Source organism: Methylomonas sp. MS20 (assembly GCF_050275925.1).
Classification (GTDB): domain Bacteria; phylum Pseudomonadota; class Gammaproteobacteria; order Methylococcales; family Methylomonadaceae; genus Methylomonas; species Methylomonas koyamae_A.
Window position 1 is genome coordinate 84,004 of record NZ_CP189962.1, and the last position, 25,756, is coordinate 109,759.

Annotated in this window: 21 protein-coding genes; 15 read left to right on the forward strand and 6 right to left on the reverse strand. The window is 59.9% G+C overall.

Annotation, left to right across the window (positions count from 1 at the left end; translation table 11 throughout):
* Positions 1–44 precede the first annotated feature (44 nt).
* From ACQE3D_RS00420 to ACQE3D_RS00465, 10 genes are all read left to right on the forward strand, one after another.
* Positions 45–1,031, forward strand: coding sequence for an AAA family ATPase (locus tag ACQE3D_RS00420; RefSeq protein WP_313729410.1), 987 nt, complete (start codon positions 45–47; stop codon positions 1,029–1,031).
* On the forward strand, positions 1,031–1,954 hold the full coding sequence (locus ACQE3D_RS00425; RefSeq protein WP_281021883.1) for a DUF58 domain-containing protein: 924 nt from the start codon (positions 1,031–1,033) through the stop codon (positions 1,952–1,954). The genes ACQE3D_RS00420 and ACQE3D_RS00425 overlap by 1 nt, the downstream gene beginning before the upstream one ends.
* Positions 1,951–6,096 (forward strand): EAL domain-containing protein, encoded by a 4,146-nt coding sequence (locus ACQE3D_RS00430; RefSeq protein ID WP_313729409.1) that lies wholly within the window; start codon positions 1,951–1,953, stop codon positions 6,094–6,096. Before ACQE3D_RS00425 ends, ACQE3D_RS00430 begins: the two co-directional genes overlap by 4 nt.
* A gap of 2 nt (positions 6,097–6,098) precedes the next feature.
* Positions 6,099–6,563, forward strand: a complete 465-nt coding sequence (locus ACQE3D_RS00435) for a DUF4381 domain-containing protein (RefSeq protein ID WP_281021885.1) — start codon at positions 6,099–6,101, stop codon at positions 6,561–6,563.
* Complete coding sequence (locus tag ACQE3D_RS00440; RefSeq protein ID WP_313729408.1) at positions 6,560–7,546, forward strand: vWA domain-containing protein; 987 nt, start codon at positions 6,560–6,562, stop codon at positions 7,544–7,546. Before ACQE3D_RS00435 ends, ACQE3D_RS00440 begins: the two co-directional genes overlap by 4 nt.
* 14 nt (positions 7,547–7,560) lie before the next feature.
* Entirely contained in the window at positions 7,561–9,396 is a 1,836-nt protein-coding gene (locus tag ACQE3D_RS00445) for a VWA domain-containing protein (protein ID WP_313729407.1), read from the forward strand.
* Positions 9,397–9,451: 55 nt separating this feature from the next.
* Complete coding sequence (locus ACQE3D_RS00450; RefSeq protein WP_313729406.1) at positions 9,452–10,744, forward strand: hemolysin family protein; 1,293 nt, start codon at positions 9,452–9,454, stop codon at positions 10,742–10,744.
* Positions 10,745–10,842: 98 nt separating this feature from the next.
* Complete coding sequence (locus ACQE3D_RS00455) at positions 10,843–11,976, forward strand: efflux RND transporter periplasmic adaptor subunit (RefSeq protein ID WP_313729405.1); 1,134 nt, start codon at positions 10,843–10,845, stop codon at positions 11,974–11,976.
* 3 nt (positions 11,977–11,979) lie between these two features.
* Positions 11,980–15,105: an efflux RND transporter permease subunit gene (locus ACQE3D_RS00460; protein WP_313729404.1), complete on the forward strand. Its 3,126-nt coding sequence runs from the start codon at positions 11,980–11,982 to the stop codon at positions 15,103–15,105.
* A 16-nt stretch (positions 15,106–15,121) separates the two neighbouring features.
* Positions 15,122–16,807 carry a BatD family protein gene (locus ACQE3D_RS00465; RefSeq protein ID WP_313729403.1) on the forward strand — a complete coding sequence of 562 codons (1,686 nt, stop codon included), beginning with the start codon at positions 15,122–15,124 and terminating at the stop codon, positions 16,805–16,807.
* A gap of 14 nt (positions 16,808–16,821) precedes the next feature.
* Here ACQE3D_RS00465 and nudE read toward each other — a convergent pair whose 3' ends face one another.
* Both nudE and ACQE3D_RS00475 read right to left on the reverse strand, forming a co-directional pair.
* The gene (gene nudE / locus ACQE3D_RS00470) at positions 16,822–17,376 is read right to left on the reverse strand and encodes an ADP compounds hydrolase NudE (protein WP_064025449.1); all 555 of its coding nucleotides are present in this window, start codon (positions 17,374–17,376) and stop codon (positions 16,822–16,824) included.
* Positions 17,377–17,440: 64 nt separating this feature from the next.
* Positions 17,441–18,760, reverse strand: a complete 1,320-nt coding sequence (locus tag ACQE3D_RS00475; RefSeq protein WP_313729402.1) for a type VI secretion system contractile sheath domain-containing protein — start codon at positions 18,758–18,760, stop codon at positions 17,441–17,443.
* A 189-nt stretch (positions 18,761–18,949) separates the two neighbouring features.
* Here ACQE3D_RS00475 and yrfG point away from each other — a divergent pair, with 189 nt between their 5' ends.
* Positions 18,950–19,609 (forward strand): GMP/IMP nucleotidase, encoded by a 660-nt coding sequence (gene yrfG / locus ACQE3D_RS00480; protein WP_281021893.1) that lies wholly within the window; start codon positions 18,950–18,952, stop codon positions 19,607–19,609.
* Here the strand turns inward: yrfG and ACQE3D_RS00485 are convergent.
* Entirely contained in the window at positions 19,554–20,903 is a 1,350-nt protein-coding gene (locus ACQE3D_RS00485) for a DEAD/DEAH box helicase (RefSeq protein ID WP_064025456.1), read from the reverse strand. The two genes, yrfG and ACQE3D_RS00485, sit on opposite strands and share 56 nt — an antisense overlap.
* Positions 20,904–21,004: 101 nt before the next feature.
* On the opposite strand from ACQE3D_RS00485, the gene trxA reads away from it, so the two are divergent.
* The 3 genes from trxA (at position 21,005) to ACQE3D_RS00500 (ending at position 24,590) form a co-directional block, all read left to right on the forward strand.
* Positions 21,005–21,331, forward strand: coding sequence for a thioredoxin TrxA (gene trxA / locus ACQE3D_RS00490; RefSeq protein ID WP_064025458.1), 327 nt, complete (start codon positions 21,005–21,007; stop codon positions 21,329–21,331).
* A gap of 192 nt (positions 21,332–21,523) precedes the next feature.
* Positions 21,524–22,780: a transcription termination factor Rho gene (gene rho / locus ACQE3D_RS00495; protein WP_064025460.1), complete on the forward strand. Its 1,257-nt coding sequence runs from the start codon at positions 21,524–21,526 to the stop codon at positions 22,778–22,780.
* Between the two features lie 148 nt (positions 22,781–22,928).
* On the forward strand, positions 22,929–24,590 hold the full coding sequence (locus tag ACQE3D_RS00500) for an ABC transporter ATP-binding protein/permease (RefSeq protein ID WP_331710110.1): 1,662 nt from the start codon (positions 22,929–22,931) through the stop codon (positions 24,588–24,590).
* Here the strand turns inward: ACQE3D_RS00500 and ACQE3D_RS00505 are convergent.
* A complete protein-coding gene (locus tag ACQE3D_RS00505) occupies positions 24,561–24,782 on the reverse strand; it encodes a hypothetical protein (protein ID WP_313729399.1) in 222 nt (73 codons plus the stop codon). The genes ACQE3D_RS00500 and ACQE3D_RS00505 overlap by 30 nt on opposite strands.
* Here ACQE3D_RS00505 and ACQE3D_RS00510 point away from each other — a divergent pair.
* Positions 24,781–25,050 carry a hypothetical protein gene (locus tag ACQE3D_RS00510; RefSeq protein ID WP_064025464.1) on the forward strand — a complete coding sequence of 90 codons (270 nt, stop codon included), beginning with the start codon at positions 24,781–24,783 and terminating at the stop codon, positions 25,048–25,050. The two genes, ACQE3D_RS00505 and ACQE3D_RS00510, sit on opposite strands and share 2 nt — an antisense overlap.
* Positions 25,051–25,055: 5 nt before the next feature.
* Here ACQE3D_RS00510 and ACQE3D_RS00515 read toward each other — a convergent pair whose 3' ends face one another.
* Together ACQE3D_RS00515 and ACQE3D_RS00520 are read right to left on the reverse strand one after the other, a co-directional pair.
* Complete coding sequence (locus ACQE3D_RS00515; protein WP_313729398.1) at positions 25,056–25,508, reverse strand: molybdenum cofactor biosynthesis protein MoaE; 453 nt, start codon at positions 25,506–25,508, stop codon at positions 25,056–25,058.
* A gap of 1 nt (position 25,509) precedes the next feature.
* Positions 25,510–25,743 (reverse strand): MoaD/ThiS family protein, encoded by a 234-nt coding sequence (locus tag ACQE3D_RS00520; RefSeq protein ID WP_064025469.1) that lies wholly within the window; start codon positions 25,741–25,743, stop codon positions 25,510–25,512.
* Positions 25,744–25,756: the final 13 nt, after the last annotated feature.

Below are 25,756 nucleotides of genomic sequence, written 5' to 3' on the forward strand. Positions count from 1 at the left end.
CGCCATCTGTCACAACCTTGCTTTAAACCAGGATTTTATTCGACATGACCGAGACCAGTCTCAGTACCAGCCAAGCCGCCCTCCAACAACTGCAAGCCCACATCAACACCCAAATCATCGGTCAGGCCGTTCTGGTGGAGCGGATGCTGATCGCGCTGCTGGCCGACGGCCACTTGCTGGTCGAGGGCGCGCCGGGATTGGCTAAAACCCGTGCCATCAATGTGTTGGGTCAGGGTCTGGAAGCCGATTTCCATCGGGTGCAATTCACGCCAGACCTGCTGCCGGCCGATTTGACCGGCACCGAAATTTACCGTCCGCAACAAGGTAGCTTCGAATTTCAAAAAGGTCCGCTGTTTCACAACCTGATATTGGCAGACGAAATCAATCGGGCGCCGGCCAAGGTGCAGGCGGCGCTTTTGGAAGCGATGGCGGAACGCCAGATCACGGTCGGCAAGGCCACCTACCCGCTACCGCCCTTGTTCATGGTCATGGCCACCCAAAACCCGATCGAACAAGAAGGCACCTACCCGTTGCCGGAAGCCCAGCTCGACCGTTTCCTGCTGCACGTCAAAATCGATTATCCCAGCCCGAGTCACGAGCAGGCGATTCTGCACCTGGCCCGAGCCGAGGCGCGCGGCGAGCTGGCGCATAAGACCGCGGCGCCGACCAAGGTCGGCCAACAAACTTTGTTCGCGGCGCGCGCCGAGGTGCTGGATTTGTACATGGCTGAAAGTCTGGAGCAGTATTTGCTGCAAATCGTGCTGGCAACCCGCAATCCGGGCGCGTACGGCCAGGACTTGGTCGGCTGGATACAATACGGCGCCAGCCCGCGCGCCAGCATCGCGTTGGACCGGTGCGCCCGGGCCAAGGCCTGGCTGCAACAGCGCGATTTCGTCGATCCCGGCGACATCCAGGACCTGGCCTACGACGTGCTGCGCCATCGTTTGATTCTGTCCTACGAAGCGGAAGCGGAAGGCATCAGTCCGGACCACGTCATCAAAGAGTTGATCGCCCGTATCGCGGTACCCTGATGAACCAGTTCCAAATCGCCGGCAACGAACGCATCGCGGTCGACTTAAAGACGCTGCTCGATTTGGCCAAACCGGCCGCCGCGTTGAAACTGGGCAGCGGCACGATTCGCGCCAGCCAGGGCGGACATTATCTGTCGCGCTTCAAGGGGCGCGGCATGGCCTTCGATGAAACCCGTTTGTACCAACCCGGCGACGACGTGCGCCGCATCGATTGGCGGGTGACCGCCCGCACCGACAAACCGCACAGCAAAATCTATCGCGAAGAGCGCGAGCGGCCGATGTTTATTGCCGTCGATTATCGCGCCAGCATGCAATTCGCGACTCGAGGCGTATTCAAGGCGGTACAGGCCGCCAGACTAGCGGCGCTGCTGGCTTGGGCCGCCTGGCATCAGGGCGACCGGATCGGCGGGCAGATTTTCGCCGAACACGGCTGCCAGGAATTCAAGCCGCAAAACGGCAAGGCCGCCGTGTTGCGTTTCCTGAACGCGCTGGTTCGGCCGGATTTTGCCGGCGACCCGGTGACCGGTTTGGACCAGCCGTTGGCGCGTTTGCTGCACCACGCCCGCCCCGGCAGTCGGGTCTATATCCTCAGCGATTTTCGCGGACTGAACGCCGCCGCCGAAAATCATTTGGCTTATCTGGCTCGCCACTGCGACATCGTATTGGTGCAAATTTTCGATCCGTTCGAGCTTGCCTTGCCGGCGAGCGGCAGATTCCGACTGGTGGACCGTTGGCGCGAACTGATCGTCGACGCCGCCGACCGTCGGCAAGCTGAGGCGCATCGCCAACGTTTCGAGCAACGCCAAACCTTGCTGCAGCGCTTGAGCAAGCAATTGCGCTTGTCGTGGCTGCAATGCAGTACTCAGCAGCTTCCGCGGCAGGCCTTGGGACCGACCTTGCCCGCACCCGGAGGCCGGGCATGAACGCGATGCCGCCGATGTTTAACATCGTAGACAATGGGTTCGGCCAGGTCGGCCGCGAAAGCCGAAGCCTGCCGCCCGCCGGCATCAAAGCCATGTTTTGGTTGGCCGCCGCGATGTTCGCCAGCGGCTGGGCCGGCTTGAATATCGTGATTCCGCCGGGCTATGCCAGTCCGCTGTGGCCGCCGGCGGGTATCGCGCTGGCCGCGTTGCTGATCTGGGGCCGCCGCTTGTGGCCCGGCGTCTGGTTAGGCGCGACCGCGACCCAGTTTCTGGCGATCGCCGACTTTACCGAACACTATTCGCTGGTTTCGGCGCTGACCGCGTTGGTGATAGGCGGCGGCAGCACCTTGCAGGTGTTGGCCGCCTGCTATTTATCCGCGAAATACCTGGAACCCGGACTGCCGAAATTGGACAGCCCGCGCTCGATACTCGGATTCTTTGTGCTGACCGCGCCGCTGGCCTGCTTGATCGCCCCGAGCGTCGGCGTTGCCGCGCTATCCGCCGCGCAATTCATGCCACCCGAGCAGTTGGGAAGCGCTTGGCGTAACTGGTGGATAGGCGACTGTCTCGGCGTTACCGTCGTTACGCCGCTGTTGTTGTGCTGGTTCGGGATGCCTCGCGAACTCTGGCGGCCGCGCGGGATCAGCGTCGCGCTGCCGTTGCTGGCCGCGTTGTTGGCTTTGGTGCTGGTTTTCGTTCAGGTGTTTCGGGCCGAGCAGGCTCGCATCCAGGTGGCATTCGATAACCGTGCCGGCGAGATCGAGCGCTTGTTGACCGAGTACGCAGCCAATGTACTCGACAATACCCTGGCCCTGCGCGATGTGTTCGTGGCGTCCGAGGAGGTGACCCGCCGCGAGTTCGCGGTGTTCGCCCAAGGCATCTTGTTGCGCCATCCGGAGATTCAGGCCCTGGAATGGCTGCCGCTGGTCAAAGCGGCACGGTTGGCCGCCTTCGAAACATCGGTGCGCGCGGAAGGTTACCGCGAGTTTCGAGTGACTGAGCGCCGGCCCGACGGCTCGCTGGCGCCGGCCGAATTACGTCCGGAATATTGTCCGGTTGCGTTTATCGAACCCATGCCGGGGAATCAGGCCGCCTTCGGCCTGGATTCCTGCGCCAATTCGGCTAGTAAAGCCTCCAAGGATTACGCTCGCGAAACCGGCAAGATTAGCGCCTCGCCGCTTTTGAATTTGATTCAGGATACCGCCGGTTTGCCGGGCATACTGGTATCGGCACCGCTGATCAAGCAAGCATCGAGCATCGATGCGCCGGTATTCGAGGGCTATATATCGGCGGTGCTTCTGCCGGCCAAAATGGTCGACATCGTCACCCAGGGTTTGAGTTTGGACGAATTCGGTTTAAAAATCGAAGATCTTGGCGCTCCGGAAACCTTGGCGGTGTTGTTCGCCAAACCCATCGACAGCCTGACCGGCAAATACGCTCTGAAAGAGTGGCACCATCGCTTTGCGTTCGCCGACCGAACTTGGCAAATCACGGTCAGTCCGGGTAGCGGCTTCGTGGCAGCGCAAGGCTCGTCGCTGCCCTGGATTACCTTGATCGGCGGTTTATGCTTCGCCAGTTTGCTGAACGTGTTGCTACTGATCGTCAGTGGCCGCACCGCTCACGTCGAAGCCTTGATCGAGGAACGCACCGACGAATTGGAAAACGCCGTCGCCGAATTGCAGTCGGCCGCGGCCAAGGCCCGAGAATCGGAAGTGAAGTTGCGCACCATCGTCGATTCAGAGCCGGACTGCGTGAAACTGCTGGATACCGCCGGCCGTTTGTTGCAGATCAATCCGGCCGGTTTGGACATGATAGGCGCCGAGAGTCTGGAACAGGCGCAAGCGCTGGATTTGGCCGAACTGATCGTGCCCAAGTACCGCGCCGCTTTCGAAGGCTTGAGTCGGCGGGTGTTTGCCGGCGTATCGGGAACCTTGGAATTCGAAATTATCGGCTTGAAGGGCCGCCATCGCTGGCTGGACACTCATTCGGTGCCGATGCGCGACGCCGAGGGGCGGATCACCGCGCTGCTGGGCCTGACCCGCGACATTACCGAACGCAAGCGCGCCGAGGAACATTTGCGGCTGGCGGCCAGGGTGTTCAGCGATGCCCACGAAGGTATCCTGATTACCGACGCCAACGCCAATATCATCGATGTCAATCCGACCTTTTGCGACATTACCGGCTATAGCCGCACCGAAGTCCTCGGACAAAATCCGAGGTTTTTGCAAAGCGGCAAACACCCAACCGATTTCTACGCGGACATCTGGAGAACCCTGCGGCTCAATTCGTATTGGCGCGGCGAGTTGTGGAACCGGAAGAAAAACGGCGAACTCTATGCCGAACATCTGACGATCTCGGCATTGTGCGACGCCGACGGCAATACCAGCCACTATATCGGCCTGTTCTCGGACGTGACCCACGCCAAGCAGCAACAGCAATTGCTGGAGTTGATCGCCCATTACGATCCGCTGACCGGCCTGCCCAACCGGATTTTGTTCGCCGACCGGCTGAACCGGGCCATCGCCCACGCCAAGCGCGAACCGTCGCTGCTGGCGATCTGCTTCCTGGATTTGGATGGTTTCAAGCCGGTCAACGATCAGTTCGGCCACGACGCCGGCGATCGGGTGTTGGTCGAAATTGCCGAACGCATCAAGGGCGGCATCCGCGAGGAAGACAGCGTGTCCCGCCACGGCGGCGACGAATTTGCGTTATTGTTGGGCGGCATCGAGTCGGTCGAACAATGCGAACAAGCGATATTGCGCATCCACCGGGCGATCTCGCAACCCATCCTGATCGACGACCAGCCGGTCGAGGTCGGCGCCAGCACCGGATTCACGGTGTTTCCACTGGACGACGCAGACCCGGATACCTTGTTGCGCCATGCCGACCAAGCTATGTATCAGGCCAAAATGGCCGGCAAGAACTGCTTCCGCCTGTTCGATACCAACCGCGACCAGCAAATCATTCACCGCAATCTGCGCCTCAAGGAAATCGAGGAAGCGTTTGGCGCCGGCCAGTTTTGCCTGTACTACCAACCCAAGGTCAACATTCAAACCGGTCGGGTGACCGGCGCGGAGGCCTTGCTGCGCTGGCGGCATCCCGAGCAAGGCTTGGTGCCGCCGCTGAGCTTTCTTCCCGCCATCGCCTCCACCGAACTGGAAATCCGGATCGGCAATTGGGTGATCGCCGAGGCTTGCCGACAACTCGCCGACTGGCAAGCGCAAGGCTTGAACTTGGAAGTCAGCGTCAACGTTTCGTCCTACCATCTGTTGTGGCCCGGTCTGTACGAGCACATCGAGGCGACGCTGGCCCAATATCCGGCGGTCGACTCGACCTATCTGCAACTGGAGATCCTGGAAAGCACCGCGCTGGACGATTTGACCGCGGTCAACCGTACCGTCAGGCATTGCCGCGAGGAGTTGGGCATCAGCATCGCCCTCGACGATTTCGGCACCGGTTACTCGTCGCTGACCCATTTGCGGCACTTGTCGGTGGATACCGTCAAAATCGACCAAAGCTTCGTCCGCGACATGCTGGACGATCCGGACGATTATGCGATCATCGAGAGCGTCATTGGGTTGAGTCAGGCGTTCCGGCGCCGGGTTATCGCCGAGGGGGTCGAAAACCCGGATCACGGTACCGTCCTGTTGTTGATGGGTTGTCAATTGCTGCAAGGCTATGCCATTGCCAGGCCGATGCCGGCCGCCGATCTGCCGGCCTGGATCGCCGCCTACCGCCCGTATTCGGAATGGCGGCATTACGCCAATGCCGGTTTGGCGCCGGATCGGGCCCTGGTCGAGATCCGCAAATTCGACACCCGCCACTGGCTGGAGCATCTGCGAGACAGTTTGAATGCGGAATCCGGTGCCGACCGGCATTGGCCGATATTGAATCCGCGTAAATGCCATTTGGGCCGTTGGTTGAAACAGGCCAAGGCAGGGAACAAACACAGTCAGGCCTGGTTGAACCAAATAGAGGTCCTGCACCAGGAACGTCATCGCTTGGCCAGCGACTTAAAACATCGCTACGATGCCGGCGAAATCGCGGTCGCTCGCAACGGGTTCGAGCAAGTGCGGGCCGTTCACGATGCGCTGTACGCGCTACTGGTCGCCGAACCCGAACCGGACACCGAGGACGCTTGATCATGGATGGCTTGCAACTCAAGGATATACATTTGCCTAGCCCGGTCGGCTATTGGCCGCCGGCACCGGGTTGGTGGCTGCTGGCAATAGTGCTGCCGGCGCTAGTTTGGGCGAGTTTCCGGTGGTACCGGCGCCCGCGCCGCCGCGCCGTCGTTAAAACCGCGCAAGCGATGTTGACGGCGATTCGCGACGATGCCGGAATGGACGATCGCCAAAAGCTGGCCGCCCTGTCGGCGCTGTTGCGGCGGGTGGCGATCAGTCGCGATGGGCGCGCATCGGTCGCCGGATTGCACGGCGACGCTTGGCTACGCTATCTGGACGCGAGTCTGGCCGACCGGCCGTTCAGCGAGGGCGAAGGCCGCTGCTTGGCCGACGGGCCTTACCGGCCGTCGGCGCCGGTCGACGACATTGCCGCCGTTGCCGCACTGTGCGAGCGCTGGCTGAAGCAACGAGCGAAATCCTCATGATTGAATGGCAATGGCCCTGGCTGCTGGTTTTGCTACCGCTGCCGCTGCTGATCAGAATCGCGTTGCCGGCCCGGCCCATGGATAGACAGGCCGCGCTAAAAGTACCGTTTCTCGACGAGTTCGGCGGCGGCGACGCCCGCATCGTCAGTGCGCGTAGTCCTTGGGCGCTACGCATCGCGGCAATCGCTTGGCTGTGTTTGATCTTGGCCGCCGCCCGGCCGTTGTGGCTAGGCGAACCCTTGGAACAGGCCATCAGCGGCCGCGATTTGATGCTGGCCGTCGACGTATCCGGCAGCATGCAAGAAGAAGATTTTTTTATCGGTAAACGCCGGGTCGACCGACTGACCGCGATCAAGCAGGTGGCGGGCGAATTCATCCGGCGCCGGGCCGGGGATCGGCTCGGATTGATCTTATTCGGCACTCAGGCTTATTTGCACGTGCCGCTGACCTTCGACCGCAAAACCGTGCAGACCTTGCTGGACGAAGCCTTCATCGGGATTACCGAGGACGATCCGAAAACCTCCATCGGCGATGCGATTGGCTTGGCCGTCAAGCGCCTGGAACAGCAGCGGGACGACAGCCGGGTCTTGATTTTGCTGACCGACGGCGCCAATACCGCCGGCGAACTGACGCCGTTGAAAGCCGCCGAAATCGCGGCCGAACACCATTTGAAAATTTACACGATAGGCATAGGCGCCGATGAAATGGTGGTGCGTAGCCTGTTTGGCAACCGCCGGGTCAATCCGTCCGCCGACTTGGACGAAACGACGCTGACCGCGATCGCAGAGGCAACCGGTGGCCGCTATTTTCGGGCGCGCGATACCGAAGAGCTGGATCGCATTTACCGGCTGCTGGATCAGCTGGAACCGGTCGAAAAGGACAAGCAATATTTCCGGCCGCGCCGGGAACTCTACCATTGGCCGTTGGGATTGGCGCTGTTACTGAGCGCCGGCTTGGCGACCGGTTATTTGCGGCGCGGCTGACGGAGACTTGAGCGATGATCGATTGGTCTAACTTTCATTTTCTACGTCCCTGGTGGTTGTACGCTTTATTGCCGGCCGCGATCTTGCTGGGACTGCATTGGAAGCGCCGTTTGGGGCGCGGGGCATGGCGGGCGTTTTGCGATGCCGAGTTACTGCCGTTCATCTTGCAAGACCAGCCGGCGACCGGCCGGAATTACCGTTTGCCGCTGGCCGCGGCGGTTGTGTCGCTGACCGTGGTCGCGCTGGCCGGCCCAACCTGGCAACGTTTGCCGGGTCCGGCCTTCCGCAACGAATCGGCGCTGGTCATCGCGTTGGATTTGTCGCGATCGATGGATGCGACCGACATCAAACCCAGCCGCATCGCCAAGGCTCGCTATAAAATCGCCGATCTGCTCAAGCAGCGCAAGGACGGCCAGACCGCGTTGCTGGTCTACGGCGGCGATGCGTTTACCGTGACGCCACTGACCAACGACGTCGCGACCATCGATAGCCAATTGACCGCGTTGACCACCGACATCATGCCCAGTCCCGGCACCAACGCCGGCGTCGCCATTCGCAAGGCCGCCGAATTGTTGCAACAGGCCGGCCTCGCCCAAGGCCATATCCTGCTGGTCTGCGACGGCGTCGATAGCGACAGCGCCGCGCTGGCGGAACAATGGTTGGGTCGCTATCGCCTGTCGGTGCTGGGCATCGGCACCGGCGACGGCGCGCCGATTCCGGTCGGCGGGGGCGGATTCCTAAAGGACGCCGATGGTAATATCGTCGTCGCCAAGCTCGATGCCGGCGCGCTGCAAGCCTTGGCCGACGCCGGCCGAGGCCTGTATCGACCGGTCGGCGCCGGCGATGAAGACGTCGAGGCATTGAGCAAGCTGTTCAATAATCCGAACACTACCGAGCCGCTGACCGGCACCGAATTGATGTTGCAGCAATGGGACGAAACCGGCCCCTGGTTGGTTTTGCTGCTGCTGCCTTGGGCTGCCTGGCAGTTTCGCAAGGGCTTGTTATTTTGGGCTGCCTTGGCGCTATTGCCGGCCTGGCCGGATGACGCCCACGCCCTGGACTGGCAAAGTTTGTGGCGCACGCCGGATCAACAGGGCCGGCAAGCTTTCGACAGCGAACAATACGACGCGGCGGCGAGCCGTTTCGAAAACCCGGAATGGCGCGCGGCGGCCCAATTTAGGGCGGGTCAATATCGGGAAGCCGCCGAAACCTTGAAATCGGCCACCAGCGCCGACGGCCATTACAACCGGGGGAACGCGTTGGCTCGGGCCGGCGATTTGTCCGCGGCGCTGGAAGCCTATCAACAGGCACTGAAATTGCAGCCAGATCATGCGGATGCCCGCTACAACAAAGAATTGATAGAGAAGCAATTGGCCCAACAACAGCAAGCGGAAAATTCGTCCGATTCCAAGCAAGACTCCACGCAAGCGCAACCCGGCGCTCAAAACCGGCAACAGCCGGGGTCGAAGCAGGATGATGCCACCCAATCGCCGCGTCCCGACCAACAAGGCCAGCCCTCGGACCCGGCGGCGGGTAACGAGAAGCGCCAGTCCGACACCCAATCGGCGCAAGCCGACGATCAACAGCGCGACGACAACAGCGAAAAGTCGCGAGAAGCCTCGCCGCAATCCGCCGAGCCGGCCAAGCCGCCCGAATCGACCGAGGCGGGTCGGGAGCTTACTCAACCGACCGCCCAGCCGGATCAAGCCGGCGAACGCGACGAAACCGAGCGGGCCAACGCCCAGTTGCTGAAACGCATCCCGGACGAACCGACCGGCCTGCTCAAGCGCAAATTCAAATACCAGTACGGTCAACGCAACCCGGCGCCTCGCGACGCGCCGGGTTGGTGAGCGCCGTGCCCTCCCGTCACTAGGATCGTGCGACGCTCGGAATGAAACCATAACGATGGACATAGGACTGATCCTGTTATTAATTGTCGTCAACGGCCTGTTCGCGATGTCGGAAATGGCCTTGGTATCGGCGCGCAAGGCCAGGCTGCGCAAACTGGCCGCCGAGAAACGGGCCGGCGCGGAAGCGGCGTTGAAACTGCACGACGAACCGTCGCGGTTTTTGTCCACGGTGCAGGTCGGCATCACCGGCGTCGGCATCTTGAACGGCGCGCTCGGCGAGGACGCCTTGACCGCGCCGATCGCCGGCTATTTACAACAGTTTCCGCTATTGGCGGACTATGCCGACTCGATCGCGCTGTTGGCGACGGTGGCGGTGATTACCTATTTCTCGGTGGTCGTCGGTGAGTTGTTGCCCAAGCGCCTAGCCTTGCTGCGGCCGGAAGCCATCGCCGCGCGGTTGGCGCGGCCGATGAACCTGATCGCGCTGATGGCCAGTCCGCTGGTTTGGTTGCTGTCGTCTTCCAGCAATCTATTGCTGAAACTACTGCGGGCCGATCGGACCCCGGAAGCCGCCGTCACCGATGAAGAGATCAAGTTGTTGATGGAAATCGGCGCGGAATCCGGCGTGTTTCATGCCGAAGAGCGCCACTTGGTCGGCAACGTGTTGCAACTGGATGCCCAACAAGTCGGCGCGGTGATGACGCCGCGTCAACGGATCTACGCCATCGACCTGACCGATGACTTAGCCGTCACCAGCGCCAAGCTGGCCGATTGCCCGTATTCGCGCGCCGTCGTCTGCCGGGGCGGCCTGGACGAGGTGATCGGCATCCTACAACGCAGCGAACTATTGAAGGCGGCGATGAACGGGCTCGCCTTCGATTTGGTTTCCGGATTGCACGCGCCGATCTACGTTCCGGAATCGCTGACGCTGACCCAGTTGTTGAAGCGCTTTCGCGAAACGCGTAGCGATCTGGCGCTGATCGTCGACGAATACGGCGACATCGAAGGCCTGGCGACGCTGAGCGACGTGTTGAAAGCCATCGTCGGCGACTTGCCCAGTCCCGAGCTCAATCTGGACAGCGAAGCGGCGCAACGCGCGGACGGTTCCTGGCTGATCGACGGCCGCTTGGCGATACAACGCATGAAAACCCTGACAGGCATCGATATGCCGCTGCCCGGCGAAAACGACGGCGATTACCACACCGTCGGCGGGTTCATCCTTTATTATTTGGAAGACCTGCCCAAGGTCGCCGATGCCTTCGAATACGAACGTTGGCGTTTTGAAGTGGTCGATATCGACGGCACGCGCATCGATAAGGTGCTGATCGCCGAGGTGTCGCGGCCATGATGCCCTCCACACACCGCCGGCCCAAGTCCGGCACCGACTCACTCGGTGGAACCGCCGGATGGCGGGTCGCTACCCGATCAATTACCAGGAATAGGTCAATGCCCATCAATCCTCGTTTCTCTCGTTACGCCCGTCTGTTGAACGCCGCGCTGTTGGCTTTGGCCTTGGTCCCGGCCGCGAGGGCCGAGTCCGGCCAACCGGTGACCGCCACGCCGGCGCTGTTGAAGCTGTTGAAAATCGCCGAAATCAAACCCGTCACGGTCAGCGAGTCGCTGAGATTGTCGGCGCGGGTGGAACTGGACCAGCATCGGGTTGCCAAGATCGGCGCCACCGTGACCGGCCGGGTCACCGAAATCAATGCGATGCTGGGACAAGTCGTCACCAAGGGCGAGCGCTTGGCCTCGCTGAACAGCACCGAACTCAGCCAAGCTCAATCCGAATATCTCAAGGCCAGCTCGCAAGTCAATTTGCGACGCCTGACCGTGCAACGCGCCGAGCGCTTGCACGACAGCGGGGTGCTGGCGGAAGCCGAGTTGCTGGAACGGCGCGGCGTGCTGACCGAAGCCGAAGTCGATCTACGGGCGGCGACCGACCGCCTGCGGGTGCTGGGCATGAGCGACGGCGATTTGAAACGCTTGGCCCAGCAACGGGTCATCGATTCGTTTTCGCCGGTGACTTCCAGTATCGCCGGCGTCGTCATCGAGCGTAACGTCGCGGTTGGACAGGTCGTGCAGCCGGCCGACAGCCTGTATACGGTGGCCGACTTGTCGCATTTATGGTTGGTGGCCGAAATCCCGGAGCAGCAGGCGTACTGGGCTAGGCAAGGCGATCAAGTTCAAGCCGAGGTGCCGGCCCTGCCGGGCCTGGAAGTCAGCGGCAAGTTGATTTACGTGGCCGATTTGGTCGATCCCGATACCCGCACCGTCACCGTGCGCATGGCCTTGGCCAATCCGGAACGCTTGTTCAAGCCGCAAATGCTGGCCACCTTGAAAATCAGTAAGCCGGACACCCAATCCCTGGTGGTGCCGAGCCGGGCTGTGGTCCGCGAGACCGATCGGGATTATGTATTCGTGCGTCTGGCCGACGACCGCTTCGAACTGCGGCCGGTGCAACTGGGCGCCGAACAGGCGCAGCAACGGCCGTTGTTGTCCGGTCTGAACGCCGGCGAGCATATCGTCGTCGACGGCGCATTTCATCTGAACAACGAGCGCTTGCGTAGCGCGTTGGAGTAAACCATGGTCAACGGACTGATCGAAGTCGCGTTGCGACAACGGATTTTGGTGGCGGTACTGGCGGTGGCGCTGATCGGCTTCGGTGCCAGAGCCATGCAAAAGTTGTCGGTGGACGCATTTCCCGACGTAACCAATATCCAGGTGCAAATCGCCACCGATGCCACCGGCCGTTCCCCCGACGAAGTCGAGCGTTTGGTGACGGTGCCGCTGGAAATCGCGATGGCCGGCTTGCCGGGCCTGGAAGAGATGCGTTCGCTGAACAAAAACGGCTTGTCGCTGATCACGCTGATTTTCAGCGACAGTACCGAAGTGTATTTCGCCAGGCAATTGGTGATGGAGCGGCTGATCGAGGTCAAGCAGCAAATGCCGGACGGCGTCAATCCGGTGTTGGGTCCGGTGTCCACGGGGCTGGGTGAGGTCTATCAATACACGCTGGACCGCGACGACGACGGGGAACGGCCTTTGTCCGTGGATGAATTGCAGTTACGTCGGGAGACTCAGGATTGGGTGGTGCGGCCCTTGTTGCGCGGCATTCCCGGCGTCGCCGAAATCAACTCCCAAGGCGGTTACGTCAAGCAATATCAGGTGTTGGTCAATCCGGATCGCTTGCACCATTACCGGATCAAGCTCAACGACGTGTTCGACGCACTGGCCCGCAACAACGCCAACAGCGGCGGCGGCGTATTGCCGCATTATGCTGAACAATATCTGATTCGCGGCGTCGGTCTGATCAACGATGTCGACGACATCGGCGGCATTGTTCTGAAGGAAGACAACAGCGTGCCGGTCCACATGCACGACGTCGCCGACATCGCGATCGGCCACGAGGTCCGGGTCGGCGCGGTAATCAAGGACGGTTACACCGAGGCGGTCGGCGGCGTCGTGATGATGCTGCGCGGCGGCAACGCCAAGGAAGTGGTCGGCCGGATCAAGGCGCGCGTCGCCGAAATCAACGCCAAGGGCATGTTGCCGCACGGCCTGAAGATCGTGCCGTACTACGACCGTAGCGATTTGGTGGACGCCGCGCTGCACACGGTCACCAAGGTGTTGATGGAAGGCATCGTGCTGGTCGTCATCGTCTTGTTCCTGTTTCTCGGCGACGTGCGCTCCAGCTTGATTGTCGTCGCCACGTTGATCGTAACGCCGCTGGTCACGTTTATCGCGATGAACAAACTCGGCTTGTCCGCCAATCTGATGTCGCTGGGCGGCTTGGCCATCGCGATCGGATTGATGGTGGACGGTTCGGTGGTGGTGGTGGAAAACGCGTTCCGCCTGCTCGGCGAGCGCAAGGGCCGCGCCACCAGCCGGGTCAGGGTCGTCGAAGCCGCCACGCACGAAGTGGCGACGCCGGTATTGTTCGGGGTCGGCATCATCATCCTGGTATTTCTGCCGCTGATGACCTTGCAAGGCATGGAGGGCAAGATGTTCGCGCCGTTGGCGTACACGATCGCGATCGCGCTGTTGGTATCGCTGATTGTGTCGTTGACGTTGTCGCCGGTGTTGTGCGCGTTTTTTCTGGAAGGCCACGACGGCGAGCACGACACGCGCTTGATTGCGTTCTGCAAACGCCAATACCTGCGTATCCTGAATCTGGCCTTGACCAACCGGCTTAAAGTGGTGGCGATCGCGCTGGCGATTTTCGGGGCGACGCTGCTCATGTTGCCCTTCCTCGGTACGTCGTTCATTCCGGAAATGAAGGAAGGCTCCATCGTGCCGGGCATCAATCGCATGCCGAACATTTCGTTGGAAGAGAGCATCAACGTCGAAATGCAGGCGATGAAGATGGTGCTGGGCATTCCCGGCGTCAAAAATGTGGTCAGCGGCGTCGGCCGCGGCGAGAGTCCGGCCGATCCGCAGGCGCAGAACGAATCGACACCCATCGTTACATTGAAACCGCGCGAGGAATGGCCGGCCGGCTGGACCCAGGACGATATCGCCGACGCGATGAGCGACACCTTGAACGCCAACCTGCCCGGCATGCAAGTGGTCATGGCGCAACCGATATCCGACCGTGTCGACGAAATGGTCACCGGCGTACGTTCCGACGTGGCGGTCAAGGTGTTCGGCGACGATTTGGCCGAACTGAAACGGCTGGCCGATGCGATCGCGGTCGCGGCCGGCGGCGTCGCCGGCGCCCGCGACATTCGGGTCGAACGGATGACAGGCCAGCAATATCTGAATATCACGATCGATCGCCAGGCCATCGCCCGTCACGGCCTGAATGCGTCCGACATTCACGACGTGATCGAAACCGCGATCGCCGGCAAGGTCGCCACCGAAATATATCAAGGCGAGCGGCGCTTCTCGGCGGCGGTGCGCTTGCCGGAGAATTTCCGCAACGATATCGCCGCGATCGACAATCTGATGTTGACCGCGCCCAACGGCGCTCGCGTCCGACTGGGCGACGTCACCGAGATCAGCTTGAACGACGGCCCGGCGCAAGTCAGCCGGGAAATGGGCAAGCGCCGCATCGTGGTCGGCATCAACGTTCGCGACCGGGATTTGGGTGGTTTCGTCGCCGAGTTGCAGCAAACCATTTCGGCCAAGATCGCGTTGCCGGAAGGCTATTATCTGCAGTGGGGAGGTCAATTCCAGAACATGGAGCGGGCCTTGGGCCACTTGCAGTTGATCATTCCGATCACGATCGCGGCGATTTTCTTTTTGTTGTTCATGCTGTTCCAGTCGTTGCGTTTTGCCGCGCTGATCATCCTGGTGTTGCCGTTCGCGTCGATCGGCGGGATCATCACCCTGTTCGCGACCGGCGAATATTTGTCGGTGCCGGCCTCGGTCGGTTTTATCGCCCTATGGGGTATCGCGGTATTGAACGGCGTGGTATTGATTTCCTACATTCGCGGTTTACGCGCCAGCGGCATGACCCAAGCGCATGCGATCCGTCAGGGCTGCGAGCAACGTTTCCGGCCGGTGATGATGACGGCGACCGTGGCCTTGCTGGGTCTAGTGCCGTTTCTATTCGCCACCGGGCCCGGTTCGGAAGTCCAAAAACCGCTGGCCATCGTCGTGATCGGCGGCCTGATCAGCTCGACGCTGTTGACGCTGGTGGTGTTGCCGGCCTTGTATGGCTGGTTCGACGACCGTAGCGACAGCCGCAAACCTTTTTCGATGCATTAATTTCCGGAAGCCTACGATGTTGACTCGCCTAGGCCGGCGCGCCGGCTTATTTTTTTTGTTGATGCTGATCGCCACGCTGTCGCGGGCCGCCGACATCCAGGTGTCGGTCAGCCGCAACCCGGTGGCGATGAACGAATCGTTTCAAATCGTGTTCAGCGCCGAGGATGAACCCGACGGCGAGCCGGACTTCGGGCCGTTGCGCGACCATTTCGAGATTCTCAACCAGCAGCGCAGTTCCAGTTCCTCCTGGGTCAACGGCAAAAGCAGCCGCAATGAGCAGTGGATATTGAACGCGATGGCCAAGCAGGCCGGCGAGTTGTTGATTCCGCCGATCCGGTTCGGCGCCGACAGTAGCCGGCCGCTGAAAATTGTCGTGTCCGCTTCCGCCGTCGATCCCCAGCAGGATGGCGATCTGTTTCTGGAGGTGACGGCGACGCCGGAAAAGCCCTACGTGCAATCGCAGGTCATCTATACCTTGAAACTGTTCCGGCGCGTGCAAATTACCCAGGCCAGCCTCGGCGAGCCGGAGATCAAGGACGCGCTGGTCGAAAAATTGGGCGAGGACGACAGTTACACGACGCAAGTCAACGGCGTCGAGTATTGGGTGACCGAACGCAAATACGCGATTTTTCCGCAGCAGAGCGGCTTGTTTACGATTGCGCCGCTGACGCTGAACGCCGAAGTCGTGGCCGGCGGCCGGCCGCGTTTCAACGGCTTCTTCAATCGGCCCACCACCGAAACCCGCCGGGTCACCTCCAAGCCGGTCACATTGAACGTGTTACCGGTACCGGCCGGGTTCGCGGGCAACTGGTTGAGCGCAGAGCATCTGGAATTGCGCGAGCAATGGTCCGATCCCGGTCGGCACGCCAAGGTTGGCGAGCCGCTGACCCGCACGATCACACTGACCGCTCGGGGCGCCACGGTCGGTCAGTTGCCGGAGTTGACGGATAAGGCGGCGATCGACGGCGTTAAGAGCTATCCCGACCAGCCGCTGTTGAAGGAAGACAAGCTGACCGACGGCCTGACCGCGCTACGCGAGGAGAAAGTCGCGTTGATTCCGTCCAAACCCGGCCGCTACACCTTGCCGCCCCTGGAAATTCCCTGGTTCAACACCCGTACCGGCAAAATCGAGAGTGCTCGGCTACCGGCCGCGACGATCATTGCCGAAGCCGGCGCCGGCGAGACCGCGCCAACCGGCTCGCAACCCCAGACCGGCGCGGACGCAACCATGCCGATGACGCGTGTCGAAACGGTGGTCGCCTCGGATAGCGAGTTACGCTTTTGGCGGGCGGCGACGGTCGTCTGCGCGCTAGGTTGGCTGGCTACCGGAATTTGGGCATGGCGCCGTCGAGCCGGTGCTGTGGCGGAAAACCGCGTCAAGCCGGTGCCGGCCGGCGAGTCGTCGCTGGAACGCAACTTGAAGCGGGCGTGCTGGGAAAACAATCCGCAAGCCGCCAAGCAGTGCTTGCTGCAATGGGGCCGTCAGCGCTTCGGTACCGACAGCCTGTCCGGGTTGGCCGACCAATGTAGTGCGATGCTGGCCGAGGAAATCGAGGCCTTGAACCGATTGCTTTATTCCGGTGGGGAAGCCGATTGGCAGGGGCGTGCGCTTTGGGAGGCTTTCATCGCGGAATCGCCGGCCGCGCCGGTTCAGTCCGGGGTGGACGACGGCCTGGAGCCGTTGTTTAAAATCCGCGACTAGGCCTGATGCCGGCCTCAATCGCGTCGGCGCAAATGATCGCGCGCCAGGTATAACGCGGCGATCGAACGGGCCTCGCTGCACTCGCCGCTGGCCAGCAAGCTGTCGATCCGCGCCAGCGGCCACGGTACCACTTGCAGTTCTTCCGGCTCGTCGCCGACCAGTTTTTCCGGATAAAGTTGCTCGGCCAGGATGATGTCTATCGTGTGCTCCAGATAGGCCGGCGCCAGGGAAACCTGATGGAGATGCCGTAAACTGGCCGCGCCGTAACCGATTTCTTCCTTCAATTCCCGATTGGCGGCGCTGAGCATGTCCTCGCCGTCGTCCAGCTTGCCCTTGGGCAGCCCCAATTCGTAGCGGTGCAAACCGGCGGCGTATTCCCGGACCAACAGCACCGTGTCGATATCCAACATCGGCACGATCAATACCGCGCCGCAGCCGGTGCCGCCGCGCGCCAGGCGTTCGTAACGGCGGCGGACGCCGTTGCTGAATTCCAGCTCCAGCGCTTCGACGCGGAACTGGCTGGTCTGAGCGACCACGGTCTTGTTGAGAATTTTCGGTCGGTTCGGCATGGCTGCGGGTCGGCGTAAGGTCTTGAGTCACTATAACCCAGACCCGCCGACCGCCGGCAAGAATTTAGCCGGCGTCCGCCAGCGCGACGATGGCCGGCAGGCGGACGCCGGGGCGCTGGCGGAAACCCAACACCGGCGTGATGCCGCTCGCCAGCAAGGCTTGAATTTGACTCTCGCTCAACACGGTTTCTGCGCCGGCCTGCAACACGGTTTCGCCTTGTTCGCTGTAGGCAAACACCGGTATCTCCGGGAAAGCCAAGTCTTCCGGTTCCGGGTTGGCCTTTAACAAGGCCTGCGCGCACAAAAACGCCGGATTGCCCCAAAGTAGCTCTTCGACCGCCGGCGGTAGAGCGCACTCCTCGAACGCCAGACTTTCCAGCGGATCGCGTTTGGCGCCGTAGGGCAAGCGCATCAAATAGCGCGGATAAGCCAGTACGACGCGGTCGGCGGCGATGTCCAGGCTAGGCGCGTGGCGGGTCAGCGCGGCTTCGGCCCAGTCTGCCGCGATGCCGCCGATCGCGCATCCGTCCAGGCTCGCCGCCAGATCGGCGTAAGCGGCTAGCAGTGCCCGATCCGCGTCGCCCAGGCCGAAGCGGTGATCGATCAACACCACGGACGAACGGTCGTCCTCGCGGCGGCGGGCATGTTCGACGATAGCCGCGGCGGTTGCCGCGTCGAACGCCGCTGGATCGGCATCGACCAAAAACAGCCGATGTTCGCCTTCGGCCGCGGCGCCGACCAAGTTCCGAGTGGCGCGCCATAGGGCTTCCATATCCTGAAAGGCCGGGGCGTGCAAGACGCCGCGCAGATATTGGCCGACCACGGCGTCGATCAAGTCGGCCAGGGCGGTGTGTTCCGGTAGGGTAGCCCGACTGACGTGCGGCGCTACCAAGCCGTCTAACCAGCCGGTGAGCTTATCGGTCGGCACCGACGCGGCTTCCGAGGATCGGCCGAGCAGACGCCGTAAGGTTTCGTCGTCGCTTTCGTCGCCGGTCGGCGCGGTCGCTGGCGGCGGGGTTACGGCCGGCGCGATCGGCAGATACTGGCGGATTGCCGCCGCGGCCAACTCGGCGGTTGCCGGATTGTTCAAGCGAGTTTTCAGTTCGCTCAAATCGGCGAGTAGCGCTATCCGTTTCAGCCAGCGGTCGGGATGAAAATCGTCCAGCTCGGCAAACGGCAAAGTCTGGCCGCCGGTAACCGTCACCGTCGGCGCCAATTCCGCCAAAACCTGGTCGAAATTGTCGAGGTCAATCGCAATGGGACGCCCGGCGCCGGATCGGCCGGAGTAGCGCCCGAGCAGATAAATGCAACGGCCGTCGCCACCCTCGATGCGGCGCGATGTTGGCCGGTTCCAGCCCAGATTGAATTCGATACGGCCGGTCATGTCGTTGCTCCTAGTACTGGTTATTGGATTTTGGCCCGACGGGCCGTCACGGATGGGTGCGGTCTATAAGTCTGGACCAATTCGGCGAATTCGTCCGCTTGAGGTCGCGAAGATGGTCAGGCGCGACGGATTTAGTTAACATCGCGGCCGGCTCGGGGGCTTCCCGGCGCAACTAAAAGTTGAGAGACGATGCTGGATTGGCGAGAAATCGATACCGTGCTATTGGACATGGACGGCACGCTACTGGACCTGAACTTCGATAATCATTTCTGGCAGGAATTCGTGCCGTTACGCTACGCCGAATTGCACGGCTTAACGCTGGAGGCTGCCAAAGTGGCATTGGCGCCCCGATTTAAAGCGATGGAAGGCAAACTGGAATGGTATTGCCTGGACTACTGGAGCGAGGAGTTGAACTTGAATATCGCCGGTTTGAAACAGGAGTTGGCGGGTTTGATTGCCGTGCATCCGCATGTCGTCGAGTTTTTGGAAGCGGCGCGCGGCCGAGGCGTGTACTTATTGCTGGTGACCAACGCCCATCGCGACAGTTTGAGTCTGAAAATGGAAAAGACCTGTTTGCACCGTTTTTTCGATCGTATCGTCAGTTCGCACGATGTCGGGTTGGCCAAGGAACAATGCGGATTCTGGCGGCGACTGCAGGATCAGCATGTCTTCGAAAAGCAGCGGACCTTGCTGGTCGACGATAGTTTGGCGGTGTTGCGTTCGGCGGCGGCGTTCGGGATTGCTCATCTGGTCTCGATCAGCAAGCCGGATAGCCGCCGGCCGATACGCGAGATTACGGAGTTTCCGGCTGTGGAAGATTTTCGGGCGCTGATGCCGGGGCTGTTGTAGCGGGCTGGCCGTGCTCGCGGTGCGGACGCGGCGGCCGGCGGTCGCGTTCCGGTTTATCGCCGCGCGGCGGCCGCTTGCCGTGGGCCGGCACGCGTTCGCGCGGCTCGCGCCGTTCCGGCTTGATCACGTCTTCGATCAGCAATTCCTGGTCGATGGCCCTAACCGGCACTTTTTCGCCGATGTAATCTTCGATGTCGGGCATCGAGTAGGCATATTCCTCGCAGATAAAGCTGATCGCTTCGCCGCTGGCGCCGAAACGGGCGGTGCGGCCGATACGGTGTACGTAATCCTCGACATCCTGTGGCAGATCGTAGTTGAACACGTGCGACACATCGGGAATATGCAAGCCGCGCGCCGCGACATCGGTGGCGATCAGCAAGGTGACCCGGTTTTCCTGGAAGTCGTTGAGCAGGCGCTGACGCTTTTCCTGCGGCACGTCGCCGCTCAGCATCGCTACTTTGTGGCCGTTGGCTTGCAGATAATCGTCGAGCTGTTCGGCGCAACGCTTGGTGTTGACGAACACGATGCTGCGCACCGGCTGGTGGGTTTTCAACAAACCCAGCAATAGCGGAATTTTCTGATCGTTGGCCGGACAGAACGCGAACTGATTGATGGCCTTGGAGGTGACTTCCTCGGTCTCGATCTTGACCATCACCGGGTTATTCATGTGTTCGTAGGCGAGTTCGGTCACTTTGTAGGACAGTGTGGCCGAAAACAACAGATTCAAACGCTTTTCCGGCGGCGGCATCCGGCGTAGCAGGAAGCGAATGTCCTTGATGAAGCCCAGATCGAACATCCGGTCGGCTTCGTCCATCACCGACACCTGAATATTGTCGAGCGTGAATGCGCCTTGCCGGTAAAAGTCGATAATGCGCCCCGGCGTGCCGATAATGATGTCCACGTCGGTTTTCAGTTTATCGAGTTGCTTCTGGTAATCGGTGCCGCCGTAGATCAGCGCGAATTTCAGATTCAGATAGCGGCTGAGCGCCAGGGCGTCCTTATGAATCTGGATTGCCAGCTCACGGGTCGGCGCCAAAATCAATGCTCTGGGGTTTTTGATCTTTTCGCTTTCGTCGTTGATCAAACGCTGAAAGGTCGCCAACAAAAACGTGGCGGTCTTGCCGGTGCCGGTTTGGGCCTGGCCGGCGACATCGCGGTCGCGTAGCGCAATCGGCAGGGCTCTGTCCTGGATCGGCGAGCATTGGATGAATCCGGCTTCTTTCAAACCTTTGATAATGGAGTCGGACAACTCCAAGTTGCTAAAACGGGTTTCCGTCAAAATTGTTTTTTTCATAACGCGATAGAATACCGTAAAAGCCGTGGCGTTTGAAATCGATTGACAATCGAAGCGGGACGAAACTATAGTCTTGACTTTGCAAACTATTGGAGATTGGCGTGAGTGACCTAGTCCTTCATGTATCGGACGCGGAGTTTAACGATACCGTATTGAAAGCCAGCGGGCCGGTTCTGGTTGATTATTGGGCGGAATGGTGCGGCCCTTGCAAAATGATCGCCCCGGTTCTGGACGAAATCGCCTCGGAATACCAAGGTAAGCTGACCGTGGCCAAACTGAACATCGACGAGAACCCCAAAACTCCGCAACATTACGGCGTGCGTGGCATCCCGACGCTGATGATATTCAAGGGTGGCGAGATCGAAGCTACCAAGGTCGGCGCGCTGACCAAATCCCAATTGGCTGCCTTCATCGATAGCAACCTCTAAATTTACCGTATTCGACGTTAACCGGACCGCTGACAAATTAAGTTTGCTAAGTCCGGTTATTGCGCTAGAATTCCCGGCAGCGTATACCCCACACGCGCCTTAGCCGCCCGAACTCAAAACTCCAACAACACACTTACCCCCGCTGTAAACGGCATTCTGCTGCTTTACGTGTTCTTTTTTCCCTAAAACATCATGAATCTTACCGAGTTAAAACTTAAACAAGTCAGTGAAATCATCAATATAGCCGAGTCCCTAGGACTGGAAAACATAGACAGAGCCCGAAAGCAGGAATTGATCTTTTCGATCTTGAAGAAACAGGCTAAAAGCGGCGAGGATATATTTGGCGATGGGGTATTGGAGATTTTGCAGGACGGTTTTGGGTTTTTACGCACCCCCGGCGCATCCTATTTGGCCGGCCCCGACGACATTTACGTTTCGCCCAGCCAGATCAGACGTTTCGGTTTACGCACCGGCGACACGGTAAGCGGCAAGATCAGACCTCCAAAAGAAGGCGAACGCTATTTCGCGATGCTGAAAGTCGAAAGCATCAACTTCGAGTCTCCCGAGCAATCCAAAAACAAGATTTCCTTTTCCAACCTGACCCCTCTGTTCGCCAATAAGCGTTTTCGCTTGGAGCAAGGTAACGGTACCAGCGAAGATCTTACCGCCCGTATCATCGATTTGGTCGCGCCTATCGGCAAGGGTCAGCGCGGACTAATCGTGTCGCCGCCGAAAGCCGGTAAAACGATGATCATGCAAGCGATCGCCCATGCGATAGCCGAGAAAAACCCGGACTGCTACCTGATCGTATTGTTGATCGACGAACGGCCGGAAGAGGTCACCGAAATGGAGCGTTGCGTACGCGGCGAAGTGATTTCCAGCACCTTCGACGAACCGGCCACCCGCCACGTTCAGGTGGCCGAGATGGTGATCGAGAAAGCCCGCCGGTTGGTAGAGCACAAATTCGATGTAGTCATTCTGTTAGACTCGATCACCCGTCTGGCGCGCGCCTACAACATGGTAGTGCCGTCGTCCGGTAAATTGCTGTCCGGCGGTGTCGACGCGAATGCCCTGGAAAAACCCAAGCGCTTTTTCGGCGCGGCTCGAAATATCGAGGAAGGCGGCAGCTTGACGATCATCGCTACCGCGTTGGTCGAGACCGGTTCGCGGATGGACGAGGTGATTTTCGAGGAGTTCAAAGGCACCGGCAACATGGAGTTGCATCTGGAACGTAAGATCGCCGAAAAACGCGTTTATCCGGCCATCAACATCAACCGTTCCGGTACTCGCCGCGAGGAATACTTGGTCGATCCCGACGAACTGCAAAAAACCTGGATTCTGCGCAAGATACTGCAACCGATGGACGAGTTGGCGGCATCCGAATTCCTGCTGGGCAAACTCAAGGATTTCAAAACCAATGCCGAGTTTTTCGATTCGATGAAACGCTAAGCGGTTGGCCGAGGCGGTGCTGTCGCGCCGCCTCGACGTTGCCGATATCCGAATATCGCTTTTTCCCGCCGATCTTTGCTATAGTCCGCCCCCAGACTGTTTGGGGGGATGTGTTTTGCAACGCTCAAGTAAATTTCTTGTCCAGTTTTTGCACTTAACTGGACCATTCTGGAACGCCGAAAACAAGGCGCTTAGCCGTAGCCTGACGCTATCTCTCATCGGGTTGACCGTCGCGCAAATCGCTGTATCGGTGATTATTACCGAGTGGAGCGCGCACCTATTCGATGCTCTTGATCAGCATGACATGAGCAAACTCTGGACTCAAGTCGGCGCGATACTACTGATTTTCGTCGCCAACATCGGCATTACCGTTACTCACTTAAAAGTCAAACGCCGCTTGCAACTGGAATGGCGAGCCTGGTTGACCGAAAAAATGCTGGGCCAATGGATGCACAAGGGTCGTCATTATCTCGTTACCCATATTCCCGGCAAGCATGACAATCCTGACGGCCGGATTGCCGAGGATATTCGGATCGCTACCGAATATGCGGTGGATTTGTTTCATACCTTGCTGTACTGCGTGCTGTTGTTGATCAGCTTTACCGAGATCCTCTGGTCCCTGTCCGGCACGGTGACCTTGGATCTACTATTCGTTCAAGTGCCCATTCACGGCCATTTGGTGTGGTTGGCGCTGATCTACGCCGCCACCGCCTCGACCTTGGGCTGGCTGATTGGCCGGCCGTTGATCAAGGCCACCGACAACCGCCAGACCGTCGAAGCCAATTTCCGTTTCGGCCTGGTCAAGGCGCGGGAGAACTCGATGGCCATCGCGCTGATCCATGGCGAACCTCATGAAAAGCAACACTTTCAAACGTTGTTTGCCGACATCGTCGCCGCTTGGCACGATCAAACCAAGGCTTGGGAGAAGATTATGCTGTTCAGCTCCGGTTATTCGGTGCTGACGATGGCGTTTCCGATTCTGGTATCCGCGCCGCGCTACATCTTGGGTAGCATCACGCTCGGCGCGCTGATGCAATCGGCCCAGGCTTTCCAGCACACGGTGTCCGCACTGTCCTGGCCTGTCGACAATATGGGCAAGGTCGCGGAATGGCGGGCCTCGGTGGAACGCGTGCTGGGTTTGAGCCAAGGCTTGATCCAGCTCGAACGCGAAATCGCCAAGCCCGATCCGCACCGCATTCAAATCCAAAAAGGCAGCGACTCGGTGTTGCGTTTTCGCGATTTGTGTATCGCTCGGCTGGACTCCATTGTCTGCATTGCCAATCTGAACGAGGAGGTTCGTGGTGGCGAGCGCATCCTGATCGGCGGCAACGCATTTTCCGGTAACAAGTTATTCAAGGCGATTGCCGGCTTGTGGCCGTGGGGCGAAGGCGTCATCGAGCTGCCCGACGACGAACCCTTAATGTTCATGCCGCCGCGTCCCTATTTGCCGACCGGCACGTTGCGCGATTCGATTTGTTACCCGGCCTCCGGCACCGCCGTCAAGCAGGATGACCTGGAAGCTGCGCTGTTACTGGCCGGCTTGCCGGAATTGATCGAACCTCTCGACAAATTCGACGACTGGGCGAAATCGTTGGAGCGCGAGCAACAACAGCGGCTGGGCATGGTGCGCTTGCTGTTGCACAAGCCGAAATGGATATTGATGCAGGAGGCTTTCGACTCGTTGGATCCGGATGGCGAATTGGCAATGATCAATCTGATTTTCGAAAGATTGCCGAATTCGGCGTTATTGACGATTACCAAACAACCCAATATTCAAGCCTTACACCAGCGTCAAATCACGCTTTGCTAGTCGAATTGCGGCCGCCCGCGCTGGTGGTGAACAAGCACCAGACCAGTCGTTAAGGCTGGGTCCGGCCGGTTGGGCTAAATTTTTTTTGCACAATGATGAGGTTTTTCGCCGCTGAAACGTCTTATCAAATGAAACCCCGAAAAAGCCCGGCCGCATTTCGCCGCCGGACAAGGAAAAACTGGTGTAGTTCATGATAAAACCAAGACGCTCTAATCGCTCCAAAGCCGACGGCGATGCATTGGCCGTTACATCCGACAGCTTTCCATCGGCGCGTTACTTTCAAATACATTTCGAATATTTGCATGAAATGATCGGCGATTTGCGCCAACAGATCGGGCAAGCCAATCAGCAAATCGCCGAACTGCAACGTCAGTTGCGGAGCGATGTCGATTTGGACGAGATGGGATCTGTCGGTTATCAAGGCGAGAGTCAGGCACGTATCGGCCGGCCGGCCGGCTGAGCCGATCAGACCTTGTAACCGTCGCTGTTTTTTTCGACCCAGCGACTCTGCCCGGCTGCCAGGGTTTCCCGTTTCCAAAACGGTGCCCGACTTTTCAGCGCTTCCATGATGTAGCGGCTGGCATCGAAGGCGTCGCCGCGATGCTCGGCCCAAGCCGCGACCAGAACCAGCGTATCGCCTGGTTGCACCTCGCCGACCCGATGAATCACCAAGGTATCCAGCAGTGCCCAGCGCGAGTTGGCGTCGACCACGATGGTGGCCAATTGCTTCTCGGTCATGCCTGGGTAATGGTGCAATGTCATGCCGATAACGCCGTCGCCGAGATTAAAGTCTCGCATGCTACCGACGAATACCGCGGCCGCGCCATATTTCCCAATGTTTTCCGCCAGTTCGAATCGCTCGTAGTCCGCCAATAGCGACCAAGGTTCGAACGTTTGTTCCACGATGCGTATCGTCATGTCAGCCGCCGGTCACCGGTGGAAAAAACGCCACTTCGTCACCGTCGTTTAGCGCGGCGTCGCTAGAGGCATAATCCATATTGATTGCAATCAACATATTGTCAGGCCAGGCCAGATCGGGATTCAGGCGCCGCCAAAGCGCGCCGGCCGAAATCGGGCCGTCCCAAACGAATTCGTCGGCTTGCCGCCCTACCCGATCTTGCAGGCTGGCGAAATAGAGGACTTTAATCGACATAACAATTTTCCGG